At 65.4% G+C, this 23,126-nt stretch carries 19 protein-coding genes; 5 read left to right on the top strand and 14 right to left on the bottom strand.

Annotated elements, in window-relative coordinates; all coding sequences use genetic code 11:
• The first annotated feature begins 147 nt into the window (after positions 1 to 147).
• On the top strand, positions 148 to 1,179 hold the full coding sequence (locus ACYQ1Z_RS11025) for an aldo/keto reductase (RefSeq protein ID WP_459792563.1): 1,032 nt from the start codon (positions 148 to 150) through the stop codon (positions 1,177 to 1,179).
• Between the two features lie 16 nt (positions 1,180 to 1,195).
• Here ACYQ1Z_RS11025 and ACYQ1Z_RS11020 read toward each other — a convergent pair whose 3' ends face one another.
• The 12 genes from ACYQ1Z_RS11020 to ACYQ1Z_RS10965 all read right to left on the bottom strand — a co-directional run bounded on the left by ACYQ1Z_RS11020 (position 1,196) and on the right by ACYQ1Z_RS10965 (position 16,150).
• Positions 1,196 to 2,044 carry an aldo/keto reductase gene (locus ACYQ1Z_RS11020; RefSeq protein WP_459792562.1) on the bottom strand — a complete coding sequence of 283 codons (849 nt, stop codon included), beginning with the start codon at positions 2,042 to 2,044 and terminating at the stop codon, positions 1,196 to 1,198.
• 22 nt (positions 2,045 to 2,066) lie between these two features.
• The gene (locus ACYQ1Z_RS11015; RefSeq protein ID WP_459792561.1) at positions 2,067 to 2,951 is read right to left on the bottom strand and encodes an NAD-dependent epimerase/dehydratase family protein; all 885 of its coding nucleotides are present in this window, start codon (positions 2,949 to 2,951) and stop codon (positions 2,067 to 2,069) included.
• Between the two features lie 570 nt (positions 2,952 to 3,521).
• Positions 3,522 to 5,801: a gluconokinase, GntK/IdnK-type gene (locus ACYQ1Z_RS11010; RefSeq protein ID WP_459792560.1), complete on the bottom strand. Its 2,280-nt coding sequence runs from the start codon at positions 5,799 to 5,801 to the stop codon at positions 3,522 to 3,524.
• A 48-nt stretch (positions 5,802 to 5,849) separates the two neighbouring features.
• A complete protein-coding gene (manD, locus tag ACYQ1Z_RS11005; protein WP_459792559.1) occupies positions 5,850 to 7,079 on the bottom strand; it encodes a D-mannonate dehydratase ManD in 1,230 nt (409 codons plus the stop codon).
• Positions 7,080 to 7,115: 36 nt separating this feature from the next.
• Positions 7,116 to 8,531, bottom strand: a complete 1,416-nt coding sequence (locus ACYQ1Z_RS11000) for a mannitol dehydrogenase family protein (protein WP_459792558.1) — start codon at positions 8,529 to 8,531, stop codon at positions 7,116 to 7,118.
• A complete protein-coding gene (uxaC, locus tag ACYQ1Z_RS10995; protein ID WP_459792557.1) occupies positions 8,528 to 9,931 on the bottom strand; it encodes a glucuronate isomerase in 1,404 nt (467 codons plus the stop codon). The genes ACYQ1Z_RS11000 and uxaC overlap by 4 nt, the downstream gene beginning before the upstream one ends.
• 3 nt (positions 9,932 to 9,934) lie before the next feature.
• Entirely contained in the window at positions 9,935 to 10,840 is a 906-nt protein-coding gene (locus tag ACYQ1Z_RS10990) for a sugar phosphate isomerase/epimerase family protein (protein ID WP_459792556.1), read from the bottom strand.
• A 4-nt stretch (positions 10,841 to 10,844) separates the two neighbouring features.
• Positions 10,845 to 12,008, bottom strand: coding sequence for a Gfo/Idh/MocA family protein (locus ACYQ1Z_RS10985; RefSeq protein WP_459792555.1), 1,164 nt, complete (start codon positions 12,006 to 12,008; stop codon positions 10,845 to 10,847).
• Positions 12,005 to 12,853, bottom strand: coding sequence for a sugar phosphate isomerase/epimerase family protein (locus tag ACYQ1Z_RS10980; protein ID WP_459792554.1), 849 nt, complete (start codon positions 12,851 to 12,853; stop codon positions 12,005 to 12,007). The genes ACYQ1Z_RS10985 and ACYQ1Z_RS10980 overlap by 4 nt, the downstream gene beginning before the upstream one ends.
• Before the next feature lie 2 nt (positions 12,854 to 12,855).
• The gene (locus ACYQ1Z_RS10975; protein ID WP_459792553.1) at positions 12,856 to 13,779 is read right to left on the bottom strand and encodes a carbohydrate ABC transporter permease; all 924 of its coding nucleotides are present in this window, start codon (positions 13,777 to 13,779) and stop codon (positions 12,856 to 12,858) included.
• Complete coding sequence (locus tag ACYQ1Z_RS10970; RefSeq protein WP_459792552.1) at positions 13,776 to 14,789, bottom strand: carbohydrate ABC transporter permease; 1,014 nt, start codon at positions 14,787 to 14,789, stop codon at positions 13,776 to 13,778. Before ACYQ1Z_RS10970 ends, ACYQ1Z_RS10975 begins: the two co-directional genes overlap by 4 nt.
• A gap of 5 nt (positions 14,790 to 14,794) precedes the next feature.
• The gene (locus ACYQ1Z_RS10965) at positions 14,795 to 16,150 is read right to left on the bottom strand and encodes an ABC transporter substrate-binding protein (protein ID WP_459792551.1); all 1,356 of its coding nucleotides are present in this window, start codon (positions 16,148 to 16,150) and stop codon (positions 14,795 to 14,797) included.
• Between the two features lie 239 nt (positions 16,151 to 16,389).
• Here ACYQ1Z_RS10965 and ACYQ1Z_RS10960 point away from each other — a divergent pair, with 239 nt between their 5' ends.
• On the top strand, positions 16,390 to 17,406 hold the full coding sequence (locus tag ACYQ1Z_RS10960) for a LacI family DNA-binding transcriptional regulator (protein ID WP_459792753.1): 1,017 nt from the start codon (positions 16,390 to 16,392) through the stop codon (positions 17,404 to 17,406).
• Positions 17,407 to 17,528: 122 nt separating this feature from the next.
• On the opposite strand, the gene ACYQ1Z_RS10955 is transcribed toward ACYQ1Z_RS10960, so the two are convergent.
• Both ACYQ1Z_RS10955 and ACYQ1Z_RS10950 read right to left on the bottom strand, forming a co-directional pair.
• Positions 17,529 to 18,788 (bottom strand): FAD-dependent oxidoreductase, encoded by a 1,260-nt coding sequence (locus ACYQ1Z_RS10955; protein ID WP_459792550.1) that lies wholly within the window; start codon positions 18,786 to 18,788, stop codon positions 17,529 to 17,531.
• On the bottom strand, positions 18,781 to 20,091 hold the full coding sequence (locus ACYQ1Z_RS10950; protein ID WP_459792549.1) for an MFS transporter: 1,311 nt from the start codon (positions 20,089 to 20,091) through the stop codon (positions 18,781 to 18,783). Before ACYQ1Z_RS10950 ends, ACYQ1Z_RS10955 begins: the two co-directional genes overlap by 8 nt.
• A gap of 48 nt (positions 20,092 to 20,139) precedes the next feature.
• On the opposite strand from ACYQ1Z_RS10950, the gene ACYQ1Z_RS10945 reads away from it, so the two are divergent.
• The 3 genes from ACYQ1Z_RS10945 to ACYQ1Z_RS10935 all read left to right on the top strand — a co-directional run bounded on the left by ACYQ1Z_RS10945 (position 20,140) and on the right by ACYQ1Z_RS10935 (position 23,070).
• Complete coding sequence (locus tag ACYQ1Z_RS10945; protein WP_459792548.1) at positions 20,140 to 20,946, top strand: IclR family transcriptional regulator; 807 nt, start codon at positions 20,140 to 20,142, stop codon at positions 20,944 to 20,946.
• Positions 20,947 to 21,070: 124 nt separating this feature from the next.
• A complete protein-coding gene (locus tag ACYQ1Z_RS10940) occupies positions 21,071 to 22,219 on the top strand; it encodes a cupin domain-containing protein (RefSeq protein WP_459792547.1) in 1,149 nt (382 codons plus the stop codon).
• Positions 22,219 to 23,070: a fumarylacetoacetate hydrolase family protein gene (locus ACYQ1Z_RS10935; RefSeq protein ID WP_459792546.1), complete on the top strand. Its 852-nt coding sequence runs from the start codon at positions 22,219 to 22,221 to the stop codon at positions 23,068 to 23,070. Before ACYQ1Z_RS10940 ends, ACYQ1Z_RS10935 begins: the two co-directional genes overlap by 1 nt.
• The last annotated feature ends 56 nt before the right edge of the window (positions 23,071 to 23,126 follow it).

Genomic DNA, 23,126 nt, shown 5'->3' with positions numbered 1-23,126 from the left:
CCGGCCTGGTTAAACCGCCTCGAAGGACCCGCAACGCAGATGGTAGGATTCGGCGTCCTAGGAAAGGCAGGGACAGGGAACCTTGCTGACTTTGCGGCGGGAGGTGCGTAACGTCGTCGGGAGCAGTCCACCGAACTGAGGAGCTTCATGCAGTACCGCACACTGGGTAACAGCGGCGCCGTGGTTTCCAACTACGCGTTGGGAACCATGACGTTTGGGGCTGAGGCCAGCGAGGAAACGTCGCACGCCATCCTGGATGACTATCTTGCCGCCGGCGGCAACTTCATCGACACTGCCGATGTGTATAGCAACGGCGTATCGGAAGAAATCATTGGACGCTGGCTCGCGCGGCACCCAGAGGCCAGGGACCAGATAGTACTGGCCACAAAGGGACGCTTCCCTATGGGTGAGGCCCCAAACAGCGTCGGCACATCCCGCCGCCACCTGGTCCGGGCCTTGGACGATTCCCTGCGACGCCTCGGCGTCGAGCAAATCGACCTGTACCAGATGCATGCCTGGGACCCGATAACACCCCTGGAAGAGACTCTCCGCTTCCTGCACGACTCTGTCAGCAACGGCAAGATCGCCTACTACGGCTTCTCAAACTTTTTAGCGTGGCAGCTCACCAAGGCGGTTCACTTGGCCAAGGCCCATGGCTGGAGCGCCCCCGTAACACTCCAGCCGCAGTACAACCTGCTTGTCCGGGAGATCGAGTGGGAGATCGTCCCGGCCTCCCTCGATGCGAAGGTCGGCCTGTTGCCGTGGTCGCCCCTGGGCGGCGGCTGGCTGTCCGGCAAGTACAGGCGCGATGAGCCGCCCGTTGGTGCCACCAGGCTCGGTGATGATCCCAACCGGGGCATGGAGGCATGGCAGGCCCGCAATGACGACCCCCGCACGTGGGATGTCATAGAAACAGTCGAGAAGATTGCTTCCGACCATGGAGCGACTGCCTCGCAAGTCGCCCTGGCGTGGCTGGCGGACCAGCCCGCCGTTACGTCCGTTATTCTCGGCGCCCGCAACACTGAGCAACTCGCTGATAACCTTGCCGCTGCCGACCTCGAACTCACGCCCGAAGAGTCGGACCGGCTGACCAAGGTCAGCCGGCCACGCGCTGGCGTGTACCCCTATGGGCCCCTGGCTCAAGAGCAGCGCAGCCGAAAGATCGAAGGCGGCAGGTAAGCCGGGGCCGCCAGCCCTACATTTGGCTGTGTGCGGCCAAGGCTGGATCCGCACCAACACGGGCGCCTGACTCCAGGGCTGCGATGTCCGCTATATCGTCCGGGGTGAGCGTGAGACGCACGGCTGCCAGATTCTCCCGCATCCGTGTGGAATCCCCTGACTTCGGAATCACGATTGTGCCTTGTGCCAGGTGCCATCCCAGCAGAATCTGGGCCGGGGTGGCGCCATACCTGTCCGCAAGTGACTGCACCGTAGCTGCGGTGAGGTCAGCGCCCTGGCCCAGGGGGCTGTAGGCCTCTACCGCGATGCCGAGTGAGCGGCTCCTTGCGGCCAGTTCCTCCTGCTGGAAGGTGGGGTGGATTTCGATCTGGTTCACGGCCGGAACAACGTCCGACGCTGCCAGGAGCGTGTCCAGGTGGTCGGCGAGAAAGTTGGAGACGCCGATGGCACGGACGTCGCCGTTGGCGTAGAGCGTTTCCAACTGTTTCCACGCCTCAATGAAGAGTCCCTGGGACGGTACTGGCCAGTGGATGAGGTAGAGGTCCACGTAGTCGACGCCCAGGGCCTGGGCACTGTTGTGGAAGGCTTCTTTTGCGTTGCCCTGCTCGCCGTTGCGCAGCTTGGTTGTTATGAAGATGTCCTCGCGAGGGATTCCCGACGCGGCAATGGCAGCCCCGACGCCCGCCTCGTTTCGGTAGGCAGCAGCTGTGTCAATGTGGCGGTAGCCAGCTTCCAGGGCATCCTCGACAATGCGCTGGGTCTCTTCCGGCGGGACCTGGAATACACCGAATCCAAGTTGCGGGACCCGGACGCCGTTGTTGAGCGTTACGGTGGGCACATGTATGTCTTGTGTTTCGGACGTCATCGATTTTCCTCCGTTGGTTGGGTCAGCGGTTGATCATGCGCCCGTCGGCGTCGAGGTAATCGCGCCAGGAGCGCTTGGCCGTCCAGCCGAGCATTCGTTGGGCTTTTGCGCTGGAGATGCCCGAAGCATCGGCACGGTCGAGGCCGCGTAATTCGATCCTGTCGCCGTAGTACTTGTTGAGGATCTCGGCGAAGTTGTGGCCCCCCACATTGTCCGGGGAGGCGATGTAGAAGACCTCGTGTCCGGGGAGGTCTGACTCGGTGGCCAACACGATGGCGTCGGCGAGGTCGTAGACATCGACGTAGCTCCAGAGATTGGGGCTGAGGACCGACGCGTCACGGACCTGCGGTCCGAGGTTTGTCTCGTAGTTGCCCTCGAACTGGACCCAGCTGGGACGGATGGAAATGCAGCGGATGTCAGAACGGGCGATTGCGGCATCCATGAGCTGCTCGCCGAAGTGCTTTGAGAGCGCGTAGGGGTCCTGCGGGCGGGCGGGGTGCTCCTCATCCACCGGTGCGTAGTCAGGGAGGAAGTCACGCTCGGGAAAGAAGAATCCGGGGACAGTCTCACTGGAGATGTAAACGAAGCGCTCTACGCCGAATCGAATGGCGGCCTCAAGGACGTTGAAGGTTGCCATGAGGTTGGTCTGGAAGACAACGTGGGCCGGATGGCCAGTGGGTTCCGGGATTGCGGCCACGTGTACCACCGCATCCACTCCGCGGACGACGGAGTACGCTTCCCCAGCGTCGGTAAGGTCGGCCATCGTGTATTTCGGGGTACCTTCAGGCTTGCGCTCGAAGCCGGGACGGGTGAGGTCGGTGGTGAACACTTCGTGCCCGGCCTCGATCATTGCCTGGGTCGCGGCCCGGCCGACCTTTCCAAGGGCACCAGTGATAAGGACCTTCATGACGTCTCCTCGACGGTAATGCCGTGCAGGTACACGGATGAGCAGGCACGTGGCAGTTTCAGATCGCGCCGTCCCCGGCCTCACTGAGTCCCACGTCAACCCAGTTAGTTTATTGCCTAAACTATATGGCCGCCATGAGCCAGGGTCAACCTTGTAGCGCACCCCGCCCTCATTCTTGTGCGCTGCCTTGCGGAGTTGCGACGGAGCCCAACGGTCCTATCGTCCTGGAATTTCGGCATGCACCCCTTGGCGGCGATCAGCTTGGTGTTCCTCAGTTGGCTTGCCTGGATGGTCACCATCCTGACTCTGCTGATCACCCTGGCCGAGGACCGGCGTCGGCCGAGCGACGCCAGCCCCGTCGACCAGGGTGCGGCGCCGCACCCCTCTGATCTGCGTGCGCGCCAACCTGACAATGCTCCAAGCGATGGCCGATACCAATCTTCTTCAGATACTTCCTTCCATCGACGTTCCAACCCTGGTACTCCACGGTGAACTCGATGGCAGGGCGCCATTGGCGGTCGGCAAAGGCGGGTTGCGGCTACTTCTGCGCCGTTCGGTCCGGGCCCGCGTTCAAAGCCGTGTGTCAAACGAGCCGCAAAATACGTTCTCGTTGAACGTGCCCTGGAACCCAGACTTCCCCTGGATCTTCTCCACGGCAGCCCGAATGGCCTCACGCGTTCCGGCGTGGGCGTGGATGGCGGTCTTGACCATGGGCACGTCTATCAGGTGGTTCGGCTGGTTCAGCGAGACGAACACCGTCGGCACTTCCGTGGCGTACCACGGGATTTCGGCGGCCATCGGGGAGGACCACTTGATCCGGATGGCCGCCTCCTGGGCAAAGCCCTTGACGTTGGCGAACACGAAGGCAGCGTCATATCGGTCCGCGTAGTCGGCAGTGGCCTCTTCGGCGAGGACGGACATGAAGTTCACCCCGGTCTCACCCGCGGCCTCGCGCTGCTCGGCGGTGCGGAACAGGTCCACCTCGAAGCCTGCCGCAGCAAGCTCCTCCTTGACGGTTTCCAGGTACGCCAGCGGATCGGCCCGGGTGAAGTCGGCCCCGCCGGAGATGCCGTACAACCTGATCCGGGGATGCGTTGCAGGTGTGATGGGCAGGTTCCCGGCGGTGTCCTTGACCAGGGTGACGGTCTTGTCAGCCACCTCGGCGGCAATGGCCCGGTGCGCCTCGGAACCAATGACCGAAAGTTCTGAGGCCGGCGGCACCAGGTCCTCTAGGGACTTCCGGTGCAGCCCCAGCGATGCCTTCAAGCCAAGGATCCGCCGCAAAGCATCGTGCAGCCGCTGTTCCGTGATCACGCCGGACTTGTAGCCGTCCAGCATGAACTGGAAGTCCTCGGCCGGGTTCCGGAAGAACAGGAACATGTCGCAGCCGGCCGCGATGGTGGCCGGCACCAGGTCCTTGCGCTTCAGCGCCTGGGTCAGGCCCACCATCAGCGAAGCATCGGTGAGGACAAGCCCGTTGAAGCCGAGCTCGCCGCGCAGCAGGTCCTGCAGCAGTTCGGGCGCCAGCGTCGCCGGCAGGATGTCGGCGTCGGGCATCCCCGGGCGGAAGTGCCGGGACACCTCCGGTGCGCCGATGTGGCCCACCATGATGGACTGCACGCCATGCGCGATCATCTCCCGATACACGTGGCCGTACGTCCGGTCCCACTCCTCGTAGGAGAACGTGTTGTAGGACGTGACCACGTGCTGGTCGCGTTCGTCCACGCCGTCGCCCGGGAAGTGCTTCATGGCGCAGACGGTGGGAGATTCGCTGATGCCGTCGAAGTACTCCTTCGCCCGCTCCACCACGATTTCCGGGGTGTTGCCGAACGAGCGCGTGGACACCACGGTGTTCCGCCAGTTGTAGTGGATGTCCACAATCGGCGCGAATGCCCAGTTGCAGCCGAGCGCAGCGGTCTCCACGCCGGCCACCTGTCCCATCTGGCGGGCGATGTTCTTGTCCGGGTGCGATCCCGCCTGCAGGTGCGTGGAGACGAATGTGCCGTCGTCGCAACTTCCCGCGCCGCCCATTTCCGGGTTGGATGCGATCAGCAGCGGCACCCGGGACTTGGACTGCGCGTACCGGATGTGCTCCTGCACGGCGGCGGACGGCCCGGGGCGGTACCGCATGCCGCCCACGTGATAGTGCTCCAGCACGCCATCAAGGTAGTCCGGCTCATAGCTGTTGTTGTGGTTGATGAACAGCTGCCCGATCTTCTCCTCGAGCGTCATGGAACTTATGGTTTCTTCCACCCAGGCAACCGCGCCGTCGTCGAGATTGAATGGAGCGGCAGCCAGGTCGACGTCAAACTGCCGCGGTCTGGTGGCGGGCGTCGCCTCGGGAGAAGGCACGACGGCGGCAATGCCGGCGAGTGCCGACGCCACCACTTCGTCAACGGGCGCGGCGATGTCGACGACGAACCCGGCTTCGTCGGCTTCGAGCGGTTCCAGTGTGGCGAGCTGGGAGTCCAGCAAGGCGGGCGGCATGAAGTGCCCCGTCCGCCCTTCGGTGCGGGCTTTCAGGACTTCCTTGGTGCCGTGCAGGTGCAGGAAGACGGTGTCCGGCGCCTGTTTGCGGATCGCGTCGCGGTAGCTGCGCCGCAGCGCGGAGCAGGCGAGGACCAGTCCGCCGTCGCCGGCTTTGGCCAGCTCGGCGCCCACCGTGGCGAGCCAGGGCCAGCGGTCCTCGTCGGTCAGCGGGATCCCGGCAGCCATCTTGGCGACGTTCTCCACCGGGTGGAGCGAGTCGCCGTCGAGGAACGGGACGCCCAGTTCGCGGGCCACGAGGTCGCCGATGGTGGTCTTCCCGCAGCCGGAGACGCCCATGACGATGATGCGGTGCTTAGTCATTGCTCTGGGCCTTGCCAGTCGTGCCTAGTCTTACAGTCATGCCTGGCATCACCAGTCGTGCACAGTGCCGTCAACCAGGCGGTTGTACGGGAGGTACGCCTGCTGGTACGGGAAAGCCGCGGCGGCTTCCTCGTTGAATTCGACGCCGATGCCGGGTTCGTCGCCCGGGTGCAGGTAGCCGTCCTTGAAGGTCATGCTCTGGTGGAAGACCTCGTTGGTCTTATCGGAGTGCTGCATGTACTCCTGGATGCCGTAGTTGTGGATGGCCAGGCCCACGTGCAGCTGGGCGGCAAAACCCACCGGCGAGATGTCGGTGGGGCCGTGGAAGCCGGACTTGATCTGGTACTGTGCGGCGAAGTCCATGACCTTCTTCAGCGGGGAAATCCCGCCGAAGTGCGTGGAGGCTGCGCGGACGTAGTCGATCAGCTGTTCCTTGATGATGGTCTGGTAGTCGTACACGGTGTTGAAGATTTCACCGATGGCCAGCGGGGTAGTGGTGTGCTGGCGGACCAGGCGCAGCGCCTCCTGGTTTTCGGCGGGGGTGCAGTCCTCGAGCCAGAAAAGGTCGTAGGGTTCCAGTGCCTTGCCGAGCTTGGCGGCCTGGATGGGCGTCATCCGGTGGTGCCCGTCGTGCAGCAGCGGAATTTCCGGGCCGAACTCGTTGCGGACCGCCTCGAACACGGTGGGCAGGTGGCGCAGGTAAGCGCGGGTGTCCCAGTCCTCCTCCACGGGGAACGCGCCGCGGCCGGCGGGTTCGTAGTCGTACCGCTCCCCCGACGCCTGGGCCTGCGCGGCGACGCCGTAGAGAGCCTTGATGCCCGGCACGGCGGTTTGGATGCGGATGGACTTGTAGCCCAGCTCCAGATGCTCGCGGACCGAATCGAACAGCGAGGGGATGTCGGCACCGGAGGCGTGGCCGTAGGCGCGCAGCCCGTTGCGGGACGCACCGCCCAGCAGTTGGTAGACGGGCATGCCGGCGACCTTGCCTTTGATGTCCCACAGCGCCATGTCCACCGCCGCGATCGCGGCCATGGTCACCGGCCCACGCCGCCAGTATGCAGACCGGTACAGGAACTGCCACGTGTCCTCGATCCGGTGCGGGTCCTTGCCGATCAACAGCTGCGCCACGTGCTCCTTGAGGTACGCTGCGACGGCGAGCTCCCGGCCATTCAACGTAGCGTCACCAATGCCCGTCACCCCGTCCTCGGTGGTGATCCGCAGCGTAACGAAGTTCCGGGAGGGACTGGTCACAAAGACTTCGGCGGCAATGATTTTCATGGGAAAAACTATTCCTTCCGGACGTAAAAGCAGGGTTCAAAGAGGTGTGGTGGCGGAAACCGCCGCAGGGGTTGTGAAGGATCCAGACAGTCCATGGACGAGTGCAACGACTTCCGGGTCGTCTGCGAGGCCGGCGCTGACCAGGCGGAGCAGCGCTTCCACCCTGTCGGCGCCCCGGAGCGCGTTTGCGGCGTGGATCCCGGCGGCGAGCGGATCCTGGAGGTCGCTGGCGGCACCAACGTAGTCGATCCAGGCGGCGATCATCAGTGCGCTGCCCGCGCCGCCGCGGCCTCCGGACCGGTCCGCGGTCAGAACCGGTACTGCGCGCATCCGCAGCTTGGTGGTTGCGTCCGCCGCGATCTGGGCCAGCCGGTGCGCGATCCTCGCGTTGCCGAAGCGCTCCAGCAGGGCCTGCCGGTAGGCCGGGATGTCGAGTTCCTCCCCCGGCAGGTGCCGGGCGGCCTCATCCCAGAAATCCTCAACTGCTTTGCGGCAGGCCGGGTCCGCCAGGGCGTCGGCGACGGTGGCGTGCCCCCGGAGCTGGCCGGCGTAGGCGAGCATGGAGTGGGCACCGTTGAGCAGCCACAGCTTGCGGTTCTCATACGGTTCAATATCGTCAACGACGACGGCGCCCGCCTGCTCCCAGCGCGGCCTCCCCGCCGGAAAGTCGCCGCTGAGGACCCAGTTCCGGAAGGGTTCGGCAACGACGGGCGAGTTGTCCGTGTAGCCGCATTGTTCGGCGACTTCAGCGACATCCGCCTCGGTTGTACGCGGTGTGATCCGGTCCACGGAGGTGCTGACAAAGCTGACGTTCGTCCCGATCCACTCCGCCAGGTCCGGGCCCCAGGCCAACGCCAAACCCAGGATCGCGCGGCGCGCCACGTCGCCGTTGGATGAGAGGTTGTCGCAACTGACGACGGCGACCGGTCCGGCGCCGCTGTCCCGGCGCCTGGCAAGGGCCAGCACGAGCCGCCCCAAAGGAGTGCCGGGCACCCCCGTCTCTCCGGCTGCAGCCGCCGCAAGCGTCCGGACATCCTCCGCCACACCCGGCGCTCCGGCGTCGAACGTTCCATCTGCCGCCAGTCCGTAGGCCGCCTCGGTGATGGTCAGCGTAACCACCGCGGTCTCCTTGGCCGCGAGAAGCTCGCACAACCGGCCAACGTCGGCGCCGTCCACTGCTTCCACGATGCTGCCGATGATCTCGAAGCTGTCCCCGCCGGCCGACCGCTCAATGAGTGTGTAGAGGCAGTCCTGGCGAGACAAGGCCTCGGCGGCATCCGGGCGGCGGCCGGTAAATGCTGCGATCCCCCACTCCGCCGCGTCCGGGGCCTGCTGCGTATACCAGGCCTGGTGGGAGCGGTGGAAAGCCCCCAGCCCAAGGTGCACGATGCGCACCGGGGGTTTCGGCAGCGGCTTCACGCTGCGGTTCAGTAGGGGCGGCACGGCGTTCACAGCTTGAACACCCGCCGCGGGGAGGCATCGATGATGTCCACGATCAATTCGTGGGCACGCTCCTCGGTGACCCGGTGCTCGGCAACCAGCCGCGCCAGGAACGAAGCCTCGATCCGCCGGGCGGTATCGTGCCGGGCCGGGATGGAGCAGAACGCGCGGGTGTCATCGATGAAGCCCGAGGACCGGGAGAAGCCTGCCGTTTCCGTGACCGCCGAGCGGAAGCGGAGCATGGCGTCCGGCGCGTCCAGGAACCACCACGGCGCACCGAGGTACACCGAGGGGTAGAAGCCGGCCAGCGGGGCCAACTCCCGGGAGAACACCGTCTCGTCAAGGGTGAACAGGACCAGGTGGAAGTCCTTGGCCGTTCCGAAGTCCTGCAGCAGCGGGCGGACGGCCTCAGTGTAGTTCACCGCCACCGGAATGTCGTGGCCGGTGTCCGCCCCGAAGGCCTCGAAGGTTGGCACATGGTGGTTCCGGAACGAGCCCGGGTGGACGGTCATGACCAGCCCATCCTCCACCGACATCCGGGCCATCTGGTAGATCATGTGCGCTTCGAAGGCGTCCCGGTCCGCGGGACTCGCCTGGCCCGTCCTGCCCCGCTCGAAAAGCCGCTCCGCCTCGGCGTCGTCCAGCTTCAGCGTGGTGGGCGTGAACACGCCATGGTCAGCGGAAACCGCGCCGTGCTCCACGAAGTGGCGCCGGCGCGCCTCAAGGGCCCGGATGTAGCCCGCGTAGCCGGGCGCGCCGTCGCCGGCGGAACCGATGAGCCGCTCGACGTTGTCCTGCCAGGCCGGGTGTGCCATGTTCAGGTACTGGTCCGGCCGGAACGTGGGCAGCACGCGGGCGGCAAACGAAGGGTCCGCCTGCAGGGCTGCGTGGCTGTCCAGGGAGTCCAAGGGGTCGTCGGTGGTGGCGAGCACCTCGATGTTGAACTCCTTGAACAGTTCGCGCGGCCGGAAACCGGGCTCCGACAACTTGGCCTGCAAGGCATCGTAGAGTTTGTCCGCGTTGTCAGCGGACGGCTCCTCCGCCAGGCCAAAAACGTGGGCGAACTCCTGCCGGATCCAGTAGCCGGAGGCCGTTCCTTCGAAATTGGGCCATGCCTGGCAGAAGTGGCGCCAAACCTGCCGTGAATCCGCCGGCTGGCTGCCGAGTCCCAGCTGGTCCATGGGCACCCCGCCCGCGTGGATCAGCCGGGTGACGTAGTGGTCCGGGGTGACCAGGAGCGCGGCCGGGTCAGGGAAGGGGGTGTTCTGTTCGATGACCGCAGCGTCCACGTGTCCGTGCGGGGAGATGATGGGCAGGCCCTCCACCTTCTTGAAGAGCGACCGCGCGATCTCCCGGACGCCGGGGTCGGCCGGCAGGAGCCGGTCCGGGTGGTCCGCTATTGGCTGGCTCATCGCTCAGCGCCTCCCTGCCGGGACGGAAAGCCCTGCGAGGGCGGCCGTGGAGCGAAGGTAGTCCAGGTTGTCCGCGGTCCGTTCGGCCAACGGGAGCTCGGTGGAGAAGTCCTCAACGGTCACCCAGCCGTCGTAGCCGAAGGCTGCGAGCGCCATAAAGTACTCCAGCACGCTGCCCTGGCCTGAGCGCAGCGGCGCCCACTCGTTCCGGAAGATGGCCGCACCCGATTCATCGGTCTCGCCGCTGTTGACCCATACGGCGTTCTTGACGTGCACATGTGCCAGGTAGTCGCCGAGGAGCTCGAACGCCGGGAGGTAGTCCTCCTGGCCTTCGATCAGCAGGTTGCCCAGGTCGTGGATGACCCCCACGTGCCGGGGATCCAGCCCATCCAGCAGGCGAAGCGCAGAGGAGGCCGACGCGGTGATGGTGCGGTGGTGCAGTTCCACGAGGGCCTTCACGCCGTGGTGGGCCGCCCGCTCGGCGATCCACTCGAAGTCGCGGCGGGCTCCCTCGAAGAGTTCCGGGTAGGGCGTGCCGCTGGCCGGTTCGTTGCCCCAGGCAGCCGTGCCCAGCGGCGGTGTGGTCACGCGGACCTGGCCTGCGCCCAGTGCGGCGGTCGCGGCCAGCATCCGGTCCACGTCCGCGTGGTTGTCACACCGCGCATACCCGCCGACGCCGGAGAACTCCAGGCCGGCGTCGCGGGTGATGGCGGCAATGCGCTGCAGGTTGTCTTCCATGCCGGTGAGCGGGACGGTGGCCCTGTTGCCGGCCCAGAAGCCCGGCTCGGCGGCGGCGGCCTGGTCGGTGATGCGCCATTCGACGCCGTCCCACCCCTGGTCTGCCAGGTGCTTGACGGCTTCTTCGGGGGTCCACTCGGGGGTTGATGCGGTGAATACTGAAAACTTCATAGCGTCAGGCGCTTTCTGCCGCGGTGCTGCCCGTGCGGACTTCAAGGTCGTTGTATTTTCCGGCCAGGACATCCTCAAAGAGGACGGGCTGGCCGAGGGTTGCTGAGACGTAGACGGAACGCACGGCGGCGAGGGCATTGACTGCGTCGCTGACGGTGACGCCGGGCTGTGTTCCGCCGGCGACGGCAGCCAGGATGTCCCGGTACTGCCGGACATGGCCGGCAGGGTACACCGTGGGATCGGCCGCCTTGTAGTCCTCCTCCGGGTATTTGGCCAGTTCCTCTTCCGCCTGGTTGCCCCCGCCCTGGAGGCCCATGTCCGCGGACTCGCCGCCGGCGTCGCTGCTGTGGAAGTACTGCAGGCGGTCGTTGTCCACCACCGCCGAACCTTCGGATCCCATCAACTGCACCCGGACGGTCAGGCCAGGGTAGGCAGCAGTGGTGGCGTGCAGGACCGCCACACCGCCGTTCTGGAAGGTGACGGTGGCTACGGCCGTGTCCTCCACCTCAATCCGTTCGTGGGCGAGCCGCGCGGTGTGCGCGAAGATCTCCACCGGCCGGCCCATGAACCACAGGAGCAGGTCCACGGTGTGGACGCCCTGGTTCATCAGCGCTCCGCCACCGTCCATGGCCCAGGTGCCGCGCCAATCGCCGGAGTCGTAGTACCCCTGGCTGCGCCACCAGGCAACGGAGGCGATGGCCGACGTCAGCTTGCCGAAGCGGCCGTTGGCGATGGCCGTAGAGACAGCAACGCTGGCTTGGTCGAACCTGTGCTGGCTGATGACCGAGGCGACGATGCCCTTGGCGGCCGCTTCCTTGGCGGCGGCTTCGATTTCCTGCGCGCGGCTGAGGTCGACGTCGAGGGGCTTTTCGATCACTACGTGCTTGCCGGCGGCGAGGACCTCCAGGCTCTGCTGGATGTGCAGGCCGCTGGGGGTGGCCAGGGCCACGAGGTGGATGTCCTCGGCGGCGAAGGCCTCCGCCTGGGTGGTGTAGAGAGCCGGCCGCTCGCCGCCCTGCTTCTCGATGAAGTCGGCGAGCCCTTCGGCCGCCTCCGGAATGGCATCCACCAGGGCCACGATGCGGACGTCCGGGAACTCCTGCAGGGCAACTGCGTGCGTGCGGCCGATGGTGCCGCATCCGGTGATGGCTACGTTCAGGGTGCTCATGCTGTCTGGACTCCTGCTTCTGCGGTGACTTTCGCGAAGGCGCGTGCTGCGATGCCAAAGGCCGTGGGGCCGGAGAACCCGCCCAGGCCGTGGGCGCCGGCCAGGTGCGGCTCCAGGGAAGCGAATCCCTGGTAGCCGTCGTTCTTGAGGGCCTCCACGGTCTTGAGCACGTCTCCGTCGCCTTCACCGGCGGGCATCACGTGGCCATTGGAAAAGAGGGCGTCCTTGACCTGGAGGTACTCCAGGTGCGGCCGGAGTTTCGCGTAGCCTTCGTCGAAGGGCTTCACCCCCACCTGGACGAAGTTCGCGGCATCCCAGGCCACCTTCAGCGCGGGCGAGTTGACGGTCTCGATGATGTCCAGGACGCGGTCCGGGGTGTCCCCGAAGATGTCCTTCTCGTTCTCGTGCAGCAGGATCACGCCGGCTTCCTCTGCAACATCGGCCAGGGCCCGCATCCGTTCGATGACGTCGTCCCGGATGCTTTCCACCTGCACCGAGTCGCCGTAGTAGAAGGAGAAGATGCGAATGTATTTGGCGTCCAGCACCTTGGCGGCATGGACTGCCCGGCGCAGCCGCTCCACTTCGTGTTCAACGGGAAGGCTCACGTCCACTTTCCCGATCGGCGAAGCGATGGCGGACACCTTCATGCCCTTCTCCGCCAGCAGCGCGGCAAGGGCTCGAAGCTGCTCGTCGCTGAGGTCCACGATGTTGGTTCCCCATGCGCTGCGGACTTCGATGTGGTTGGCTCCGAGGGCCTGCAACACCGCGATCTGGATTGCGGGGTCGTCGTCGATCTCGTCGCCGAAGCCTGACAGCTGCCAGGTGACCTGGGTGGTCGAAAGCATGGTTATTTAACTCCTCCGGCGGTGAGCCCGCCTACTAGGTAGCGCTGGAATATCAGGTAGAGGATGACCACCGGCGCGGCGCACACCAGCGCCGCCGCCATCATTTGGCCGTAAAACGGGATAGCGCCGCCTTCCTGCGAGGCTCCGAAGATCTGAAGGGCCACTGCAGCGGTCTGGCTCTCCGGTCGGGTCATGACGGAGGCGAAGAGCACATCGTTCCATCCGAGAAGGAACGCGAAGATGCCGGAGACCACGATGCCGGGCCAGCTCAGGGGCAGGATGATCCGAAACAGGACGCCCAGGTTGCTGGCGCCGTCGATCCTGGCTGCCTCCTCGAGTTCCCGGGGAAGCCCGCGGAGGTAGGTGACCATCACCCAGGTGGAGAACGGCATGGCGAACGTCAGGTAGGTGACAAAGAGTCCCCACTGGGTTCCGATGACCTGTATGCCCAAGTAGGTGGCGGCCGAGGAGAACAGCACGAACACCGGCAGCACCATCAGGGTTCCCGGCACTGACTGCAGGGCAAGGAGGCCGCGCAGAATGGTGAGGCGGCCCCGGAAGCTGTAGCGGACCAGGACGAAGGCTGTAGATACGGACAATGCCGCCGACACAACCGCCGTTGCACCGGCCACCAGGACGCTGTTGGCAAGTCCTGTGGCCAGGCCTACGCTGGTCCAGATCTTCGAGTAGTTCTCAAGGCTGAAGCTTGACGGCCAGAATTCTCCGTTGGCCACTCCGATGTCCGAGTTTACGGACGCCAGGAAGATGTAGAACACAGGAATCAGCACGAGGGCAGCGAGGAACACCAGGATGATTGCGAGCAAAGGTCCGGGGAGCAGCCGCAGGACTTCGTGCTGGCGCTTGGATCCCGGGCGCGGAATGTCCGCGGTAGCCGCGCTCCGCCGGGTGGCAGTGGAGGTGCTCATTTCTTGGCTCCAGGTGACTCGGCGTCGTCAAGCTTGACGGCGCGCAGGTAGACAAACAACGGAATGGCGATCAGGACCAGGGAAACGAAGGCCATGGCCGCGCTTAGCCCGAAACGGAAGCTTTGGAAGCTGGTGACGTAGGTAAGGATCGGCAGGACTTCTACGTCTGCAGGGGCAGGGACTCCAAACAGGACGTAGGGAAGCGTGAAGTTGTTTATGTGGTGCAGCATGCCAATCAGGAACGCGAGCGCGAGCGGCCCCTTCAGGTAAGGGAAGATCACGTAGCGCAACTTGTTCCACCACAGTGCGCCGTCCAAAGCGGATGCCTCGTGGACCTCGTGGTCAACGGACTGCAGCCCGGACAGTGCGAGCAGGTAGATGAAAGGCCAGGAAGCCCAGATCTGTACCAGCACCAGCGTCCAGAAGGTCTGCGGTCCGTTCAGCCAGAGGCCGGCTTCGATGCCCATCGTCCCCAGGGCCTTGTCCACGATGCCGTCCGGCTGGAACATGGTGCGCCAGACGGTCGCCACCACGAACGACGGAAGCACGTAGGGGATCAGGAAGATGGACCGGATCACGGCCCGTCCCTTGAAGGCATTCTGCGTCGCGACGGCGGCAGCTATGCCGAGCGGCAGGGTCACGACCATTGCCAGCAGTGAGTAGCTGACGCTCAGCCAGGTGGCGTGGAGGAGGGGTGAGGACGTCAGGGCTTCGACGAAGTTTTCGACGCCGATGAAGGGCGAGCTGATCCACTTGCGGAGGGTGTACTGGTCGAGGTTGAGGGTGGACATGTAGATGCCCAGCAACAGCGGCAGGACGATGATGATGATCATCAGCGCTCCGCCCGGGATCAGCATCCAGAGGGGGCGGTTGCGTTCGCTGAGGCCCTTGCGGCGCGGGCTGTTCTGCCCACTTGGCTCTTGGCCGGCTACGTCAGCGGCAGAGTGTGCCGCCCGGGTTGCGGCGGACTCCGCCGCAACCCGGACTTCATTGGAAGCGTCAGTTGACATCAGAACTATCCCTTAGAGGCCCGGTCCAGGGATGCCTGGCCCTTGCTCTGCGATTCCTTGATGCGTGCTTCGAGGGCAGAAGTGTCCACCTTGCCGGCGGCAAGGTCCGGGACGGACTGGACCGTGACGTTCGTCAGGCCAAGCTGGATATCTCCCCACGCTCCGGTGAAGGGAGTTGCCTTGGACTTGGCGGCAGCATCCGTAATGGGCTTGAGCTTCGCATTTCCGCCCAGTTCCTTCAGGGCTTCGGCATTGGCCGGCAGGTCGCCGAAGATCTTCTGGTAGTTCAACTGTTCCTCCTTGGAGGTGACGAGCTTGATGTACGCGAAGGCCAGGTCCTTCTCCTTCGAGTAGTCCGCTACCACCAGGTTGTCGCCGGACAGGATGCTCGCTGCGTCTGCATTCTTGGAGCTGGACGCGCCCGGAGGGGTGGTGGGCATCAGTGCGTAGTCGTACTTGCCGGCGACGGCCGACTTTTCGAGGGTCGGAATGGAGCTTGAGGTGGTCATCATCAGGTAGCCGGCCTTGCCGCTGGCAAACGCCGCGACGGCGTTGCTGTTGCTCCAGCCCACGGAAGCCGGATCAACGATCTTGTCCTTGGTCAGCCAGCCGAAGTAGGTTTCGTAAGCCTTCTTGACGGCGGGGTCATCGAGCTTGAGTTTGTCGCCGTCCACGATCGGGTTGCCTGCCTGGACGGACATCGCCCAGATGAACTTCCACGGGTCAAAATTGTCCTTGTAACCGGTGGCCAGGCCGTAGGTGCCGTCCTTGGTCATCTTCTTCGCCTGCTCCGCGAGTTCATCCCAACTGGTGGCGGGCTTCTCAATTCCGGCCGCAGCCAGGAGTTCCTTGTTGTAGGCCATCACGAACGGGCGGCTGACGAACGGAATACCGGCCTGGTTTTCCTCGTCCGGGCCGGAGATCCCCAAGGCAGCCTCATTGAACCGGTCCTTGCCCCCCACCTTCTCCCAGTCGTCGTCGGACAACGTCACAAACGCCTTGGTGGCATAGGCAGTCGGCGTGAAGGTCGTGCCCAGTCCGTAGATGTCCGGCCCTTGGCCGGAGACGACTGACGTTTGGATTCGGGTGAGCTCATCGTTGGCCGAGGCGAAGGTCTCGAACTTTACGTCAGCACCCGTTTCAGCCTTGAATTTTGCAGCGATCTCGCTTTGCCACTGCTTCTGCTCCTCCGGGTACTGGCTCAGTACGCCGACGAGCACGTTGAGGGTCTTGCCTGTACCATCCACTTTTCCGTCAGCACTTGTAGACGAACCGGTAGTGCCGGACCCGCCGCCGCACCCCGTTAAAGCCAGTGCCGCAGCGGAAACGATTGCCGCGAGCCCAAACGATTTAAACCTCATTGTTATCTCCTTTTGGACACCCACATGGCCACATTTCCTAGTGGCGCACATCACTGCAGGCGATTTGAGACTCAGTCTAGGGAGATGGCAATTCTGGCGGCAAGCGGTTGCCAAAAGTTGCCAAAAGATGTTTGGATTGGGGACGGCACTCCACCGTGCAGAAGGGACCGGGTATCTTCCCGGCACGAAAGGACTGCCCAGTGAATGCAGCAAAGACCGGACCCACTCCTGAAGGTCCGCTGGAAGGACGCACGGGTGCGGAAAAACTTCCAACAATTCGGGACGTCGCCCAGCTCGCCGGCGTGGCCACATCAACGGTTTCGCGCGCCCTCTCGAAACCCGACCGGGTCAACCGGCACACCAGAGAACGAATCGAAGCAGCAGCCGCCCAGCTGAACTATGTGCCCAGCTCACAGGCACAAGGACTCAGCTCGGGGCGCACTAACGCCGTCGCCGTCCTCGTACCGGACATTACCAACCCGTTCTACTTCGACATCATCCGCGGCACCCAACACCAGCTCAAGGCAGCGGGATATACGCAGCTGCTGGTGGATACGGAAGAGTCCAGCGAAATGGAACTTGAGTCGCTTTACAAAATGAGGCGCTCTGCCGACGGATTTATCCTCGCGGCTTCCCGCCTGACTGACGCGCAACTGGCCGAGGTTTCCGAGACCCAGCCACTGGTAACTATCAACCGCGCCTCCACCAGCGCCCCCACAGTGGTCATCGACACGCCCTCCGCCATCATCCAGGCGCTGGAGCACCTGGCTTCCCTGGGCCACCACCGGGTCTGCTACGTCAGCGGCCCGCCTACATCCTGGTCCAACCGGGCGCGGCTGAAAATTTTTGAGGAGGAAGCGTCCAAACGCGCAATGGACATCCACCGGATCGGCCCCTTTGCACCGAAGACAACATCGGGGGCAGCGGCAGCAGACGCTGCCGTCCGGACGGGAGCCACTGCCTGTATTGCATTCAACGATCTGCTTGCCATTGGCATGCTTCAGCGCCTCCGGACTCGCGGCATTCGGGTTCCCGAGGACATGAGCATCATCGGGTCAGACGATATCTTTGGCGCGGATTTCTGCCACCCGCCCCTCACGACCATTTCAAGTCCCGTAGAGCAGGCGGGCAGGGTGGCCGTCTCCATGCTGCTGTCCCAGCTCAACCCGCTCGCCGGAAACGCGACACGCCAACTCGCCGTAATGCCCACCCACCTGACCATCCGGGAGTCCACAGGCCCGGCCCCGACCGGCTGACCAAACCTTGAGCCTTCCTGCCCTGCCCCCACCCGCTCCTTGGGTTTCAGGCGTACGACGAGTTTCAGGCGCACGACGGCGGGAGCCACCCGCCGCCGTGCGCCCGCCTGGTACTGCGGTACCTACGCCTCCACGAGGCTTCCCCGCGATAAAGCAGTAGCCGTATCCTCGGCGGGAACGCCGGGCTCGTTGCGGCCGTACAGCCAGTCGTTGTACTGGAAGTTGTTGTCGCCGCGGCTCTTGAACAGCATGTTCCGCAGCACGCGCGCCACGCCGTCAACGTGCCAGGACTCGCCCCAGATGCGGGCGGTGCGCTGGACCCGGGCGGTGCGGGCGGCACGGGTGCCATTGAACTCGCTGAACGCTGCTTCCCACGCGCCGGGGTTGATGCCCTCATCGGTGAAAACCAGGCCCTGGGTGGCGTCCTGCAGCACGGCCGCATCCTCGAGCGCCTGGCAGGCACCCTGCGCCAGGTATTGCAGCATGGGGTGCGCGGCATCGCCGATCAGGGCCATACGGCCCGCCACCCAGTTCTCGATCGGGTTCCGGTCGTACATGGGCCAGCGGATGCCGGTCGCCAAGTTCTTCAGGGCTTCCTGCACGGCGGGAACACAATCCGCGTAGGCGGCCTCCAGCTCGTCCACGCCGCCGTACTGCTCCTCGCCGCGCTCGAAGGAAGCGGACTTGAAGACGGCCACGGTGTTCAGCAGCTCGCCCTTGCGCAGCGGGTACTGCACCAGGTGGCAGTTGGGCCCGAGGTAGACGATGACGTCCTCGAGGTCGGCGGCCGGGGTTTCAGGGGTGATCGGCACGGTGCCGCGGTAGGCAACGTAGGCGGAGTTCACCGGGCCGTCGTTGGCAACGGTACCGCGGAGGGTGGACTTCAGGCCGTCCGCGGCCAGGATGGCGTCGGCTTCGAACACCTCACCCTTGGCGCTGTAGGCCCGGGCGCGGTCGCCGTCCGTTTCCACCTTCTGCACCAGAACGTCGTTGACCAGCTTCACGCCGGCCGCCTGGCAGGCCTCGAGCAGGATGCTGTGCAGGTCGCTGCGGTGGATCACCACGTAGGGGGCGCCGTATCGCTCCTCGAATTCCCCGCCGAGGGTCTGGCGGGTCAGTTCCTCGCCGGTGACGGCGTCACGAAACACCAGGTGCTTGGGCTGGACGCCGATCTCCAGCGCCTTCTCCAGCAGGCCCCAGCGCTTGAGGACGCGGGAGGCGTTGGGGGCCATCTGCAGGCCCGCGCCCACTTCGCCGAAGGCCGGGGCAACTTCCACCAGGGTGACGTCGGCGCCGTTCTCCTTCAGGGCCAGGGCACCGGCCAGGCCGGCCATGCCGCCGCCCACTACCAGGACATCTGTGGTGGCTGCGTCGTTAGACATGTGATTCTCCTACTGCTTTTGCTGTTGAGTTCTTGGTGATGATGAAGCCGAGCAGGATCGCTGCTGCGGCGGCGGCTCCGGCGAAGGCCAGGAAGTTCGAGTTCACGCCCAGGCCTGCGGCGAGCAGCAGCCCGCCCACCTGGGGTGCGGCGACTGCGCCGATGCGCCCGACGCCGAGGGCCCAGCCGAGCGCCGTGCCGCGCAGGTGTGCCGGGTAATGGCTGGCGACGGCGGCAATGATGAGGCACTGCGTGCCGTGGGTTCCCACGCCGGCGAGGACCAGCATGAGGTAGACGACGGCGACCGGCGGCCCGGTAACCAGGACCAGGAGTCCGGCGGCAGCTACGCCCGCTGCCGCGATGGCGGTGGGGACAGGTCCGAAACGGGTGCCTGCCCAGGCGGTGATGACCGAACCGGCGACGGCGCCGAGGTTCAGGGCCAGGGCGAACGTCAGTGCCGAGCCCAGGTTGTAGCCGGCAAGCTGCATGAGGTTGGGCAGCCACGTGCCCAGGCCGTACCAGGCGAAGAGGGTAACCAGGGTGGCAACGGCGTACAGCACGCTGAGGCCGATAAAGGGCGGGCGGAGCAGTGAGCCAAAGCCCACGGGTTCCTTGACTGCTGCTTTGCCGCTTGCGGCAGGCTCCTCGGAGGGCAGCGTTTCGGGCAGGTAGCGCAGCCCGAGGGGGATGACGACAACAAGTGCAAGGACGGCCACCAGGAACATGACGGGCCACCCGAATGCAGGGATGAGCGGGATGCCTACCAGGGCGGCGATGGAGCCGCCGATGGGAACGCCGGACATCATCAGGGTGGCGATGGTGGACCGCCAGCGTGCCGGCACCAGTTCGGCCACGAGGGCATTGGCGGACGGAACCAGGCCGCCCAGTCCGATCCCGGCCAGCAGGCGGAGGGCGCCAAAGATGAAAGCGTTTGGGGCGAACGCGCACAGGATGGTGAACACCGAGAACACCACGGCGCAGCCGATGATCGTCCGCCTGCGGCCCCAGGAGTCGGACATTCGGCCAGCAAAAATGGCTCCGATCATCATCCCGATGAAGGCCATGGACCCGACGGTGCCTGCGGTGGCTTTGGTCAGGCCCCAGTCTGTGCCGTTGATCAGCGAGGACTGTACGGTGCCGTAGACAATCAGGTCGTAGCCGTCGAAGACCACCAGCAGCCAGCACACCAGGACGGCCATGGCCGAACGCTTGGGGAAGGCGGAGGATGAGCCTGCGCCGGCTCCCGTCAGGGCGGGACCCGCGGAGTTGCGCTGCGGCGTTGCAGCGGAAGGGCTGTGATTCATCCCACCACTGTGCTGGGCACCACCCTGCCCCGCCTATAACATTCTGTCATGCAGAATCTTCCGGCCCGGAAGTTACCCACTTATCCCATCGAAGCGGTGGACAACGCCCTGCAACTTTTGCAGCTGTTGCGGGACGTGGGCAGCCTGCGGCTCAAAGACGCGGCCGAGGAGCTGAACGTGGCGCCGTCCACGGCGCACCGCCTGTTGGCCATGCTGGTCTACCGGGGCTTCGCCGTTCAGGACGAATCACGCCGCTACGTTCCCGGACCTGCCATGGGCGCCGGCCCCGCAGGCGTGAGCTGGACGCGGCCACTGCGGGAGATCTCCCGGCCCCACATGGAACTCCTGAGTTCACGGACCAACGAAACGGTGAACCTGATGATCCGGGTAGGCACCAAGGTCCGCTTCCTCGACACGGTGGAAGGCACCAACGCCCTACGGGTCGGCGACCGGCAAGGCACAGTCATGCCTGCCAACAAAGCCTCAGGCGGCAAGGCCATGCTCGCGGAACTGGAACCGTCCATGCTGGAGCAGCTCTTCCGCAGCCCCAACGCGGAAATCGGTGGCGACAACATCCCGGACGACGAGTACCCTGCCTTCCTCCGCGAGCTGGAGGCCATCCGGGCGAACGGCTTCGCAGCGAACTTCGAGGGAACCGAGGAGGGCATCAGCGCTTTTGGGATGGCGCTGCATAACGGCCGCGGGGACGTTGTGGGAGCCATCAGCGTGGCCACCCCGGTGGCCCGGTTCCGGCGCCTGTTCGACGCCGGCCTCGTGGCGGTGATGTTGGAGACGCGGCGGCAGCTGGAAATCGACATTGCCGCCAACCCGGTGGACCCTGCGGCCCGGCACTGACCGGTCCAGGCCGGCACTGGCACAAAGATTCTGGAGAACAGAATATCTTGGCCATCACAGCGGAGCGCTCCTTAGTGTCGAAGCCACGCCGCACACCAAGTCCGCACGCAAGGAGAAGGCCACCGTGTCCATCAGCGCCGATAACCCCACGCACGAATCCGTTGCCCAGGGCATGACCGTCCCGGAACCCACGCCGGAAGAAGCCGCCCAGCTGGAGCAGCTCTACCGCGACTTCGACAGCGAAAACCTCATCCCGCTGTGGACCGAGATCGCCGACCTCATGCCTATGGTCCCGTCCCCCAAGGCGGTGCCGCATGTGTGGCGCTGGAACGATTTGTACCCGCTGGCTGCTCGCGCCGGCGACCTGGTTCCGGTGGGCCGCGGCGGGGAGCGCCGCGCCATCGCCCTCGCCAACCCGGGCCTCGGCAATACCCCGTACGCCACCCCAACCCTGTGGGCTGCAATCCAGTACCTCGGTGGCCGCGAGACCGCGCCGGAGCACCGGCACTCACAAAACGCGTTCCGGTTCGTCGTCGAAGGCGAGGGGGTGTGGACCGTGGTGAACGGTGATCCCGTTGCCATGCGACGGGGCGACTTCCTGCTCACCCCGGGCTGGAACTTCCACGGCCACCACAACGACACCGACCAGCCCATGGCCTGGATCGACGGCCTGGACATCCCGTTTGTCCACTACACGGACGCCGGGTTCTTCGAGTTCGGCACCGAGCGCGTCACGGACGAGGCCACCCCGGACATCTCCCGCTCCGAACGGCTCTGGGCCCACCCGGGCCTGCGCCCACTCTCGGGGCTGGAGGACACCACTAACTCCCCCATCGCCGCGTACCGCTGGGAGCACACGGACGCCGCCCTGCGCGAACAGCTCCTGCTCGAGGATGAGGGCCACCCGGCCACGGTGTCCCAGGGGCACGCCGCCGTCCGATACACCAACCCCACCACCGGCGGCGACGTGATGCCCACCATCCGCGCCGAATTCCACCGCTTCCGCGCCGGCGCCTCCACCCAGCCCCTCCGCGAGGTGGGCTCCAGCGTCTGGCAGGTCTTCGAGGGCACTGGCACCGTGGTGCTCGACGGCGAACGCCGGGAACTGGCCAAGGGTGACCTGTTCGTGGTCCCGTCCTGGGCCCAGTGGTCCCTGGAAGCCTCCGGCGACGCCGGCTCAAAAGCGGAGTTCGACCTCTTCCGCTTTTCCGACGCCCCCATCTTCGAACGCCTGAACTTCAACCGCACCTACACCGAAGGACGCACCAAGTAATGAGACTCCTCACCCTCCGCCTGACCTCCGGGGACACTGCCACCGGCACTGAAGCGCGCACGACGGCGGTCCGCCAGGACGGCGACACGCTCACCGAGATCCCCGGCTTCTCCGACGTCGGCGCCCTGCTGCAGGACCCCACCTGGGAAACCACGGCCAAGGCAGCCAGCGGCGCAACGCACGCGCTGGACGGCGCCGACCTCGCCGCCGTCGTGCCTTCCCCGGGGAAGATCATCTGCGTGGGACACAACTACCGCAACCACATCAGGGAGATGGGCCGCGAGGTCCCCGAACACCCCACCCTGTTCGCCAAGTACGCCGAATCCCTGATCGGCCCCAACGACGACCTCGCGCTGCCGCAGGAGTCCGACACCGTGGACTGGGAAGCCGAACTCGCCGTCGTGATCGGCAAGACCGGCCGCCGCATCCCCGAAGCCGAAGCAGCCAACCACATCGCCGGCTACTCCGTGCTCAACGACATCAGCATGCGCGATTACCAGTTCCGCACCATCCAGTGGCTGCAGGGCAAGACCTGGGAGAAATCCACCCCGTTCGGACCCGCCCTGGTCACCAAGGACGAATTCACCGCCGGCCCCCTGATGACCTCGGCGGTGGACGGCGAAGTCCAGCAGTCCACCCCCACGTCCGACCTCGTGTTCACCCCCGAATTCCTGGTCTCCTACATCTCCACGATCATCACGCTGAACCCCGGCGACGTGATCGCCACCGGCACCCCCGGCGGAGTGGGCCACGCCCAGGACCCCAAGCGCTACCTGCAGGAGGGCCAGGTCCTGGTCACCACCATCGAGGGCCTGGGCCAGCTGACGAACCGCGTGGTCAAGGAAGCCTGATGGTTGCCCGGCACGACCAGGCCACCGACCCGCGCCTGCAGGAAGAACTCCTGCAG

The sequence above is a fragment of the Arthrobacter sp. AD-310 genome, assembly GCF_054656615.1.
The sequence above is the reverse complement of the archived record's forward strand: the minus strand, read 5'-3'. Positions and strand labels throughout refer to the sequence as shown.

Coding starts and splice junctions, on each gene's coding strand:
- ACYQ1Z_RS11025 (WP_459792563.1), top strand. CDS start 148: ATGCAGTACCGCACACTGGGTAACAGCGGCGCCGTGGTTTCCAACTAC.
- ACYQ1Z_RS11020 (WP_459792562.1), bottom strand. CDS start 2,044: ATGACGTCCGAAACACAAGACATACATGTGCCCACCGTAACGCTCAAC.
- ACYQ1Z_RS11015 (WP_459792561.1), bottom strand. CDS start 2,951: ATGAAGGTCCTTATCACTGGTGCCCTTGGAAAGGTCGGCCGGGCCGCG.
- ACYQ1Z_RS11010 (WP_459792560.1), bottom strand. CDS start 5,801: ATGACTAAGCACCGCATCATCGTCATGGGCGTCTCCGGCTGCGGGAAG.
- manD (WP_459792559.1), bottom strand. CDS start 7,079: ATGAAAATCATTGCCGCCGAAGTCTTTGTGACCAGTCCCTCCCGGAAC.
- uxaC (WP_459792557.1), bottom strand. CDS start 9,931: ATGAGCCAGCCAATAGCGGACCACCCGGACCGGCTCCTGCCGGCCGAC.
- ACYQ1Z_RS10990 (WP_459792556.1), bottom strand. CDS start 10,840: ATGAAGTTTTCAGTATTCACCGCATCAACCCCCGAGTGGACCCCCGAA.
- ACYQ1Z_RS10985 (WP_459792555.1), bottom strand. CDS start 12,008: ATGAGCACCCTGAACGTAGCCATCACCGGATGCGGCACCATCGGCCGC.
- ACYQ1Z_RS10980 (WP_459792554.1), bottom strand. CDS start 12,853: ATGCTTTCGACCACCCAGGTCACCTGGCAGCTGTCAGGCTTCGGCGAC.
- ACYQ1Z_RS10975 (WP_459792553.1), bottom strand. CDS start 13,779: ATGAGCACCTCCACTGCCACCCGGCGGAGCGCGGCTACCGCGGACATT.
- ACYQ1Z_RS10970 (WP_459792552.1), bottom strand. CDS start 14,789: ATGTCAACTGACGCTTCCAATGAAGTCCGGGTTGCGGCGGAGTCCGCC.
- ACYQ1Z_RS10965 (WP_459792551.1), bottom strand. CDS start 16,150: ATGAGGTTTAAATCGTTTGGGCTCGCGGCAATCGTTTCCGCTGCGGCA.
- ACYQ1Z_RS10955 (WP_459792550.1), bottom strand. CDS start 18,788: ATGTCTAACGACGCAGCCACCACAGATGTCCTGGTAGTGGGCGGCGGC.
- ACYQ1Z_RS10950 (WP_459792549.1), bottom strand. CDS start 20,091: ATGAATCACAGCCCTTCCGCTGCAACGCCGCAGCGCAACTCCGCGGGT.
- ACYQ1Z_RS10945 (WP_459792548.1), top strand. CDS start 20,140: ATGCAGAATCTTCCGGCCCGGAAGTTACCCACTTATCCCATCGAAGCG.
- ACYQ1Z_RS10935 (WP_459792546.1), top strand. CDS start 22,219: ATGAGACTCCTCACCCTCCGCCTGACCTCCGGGGACACTGCCACCGGC.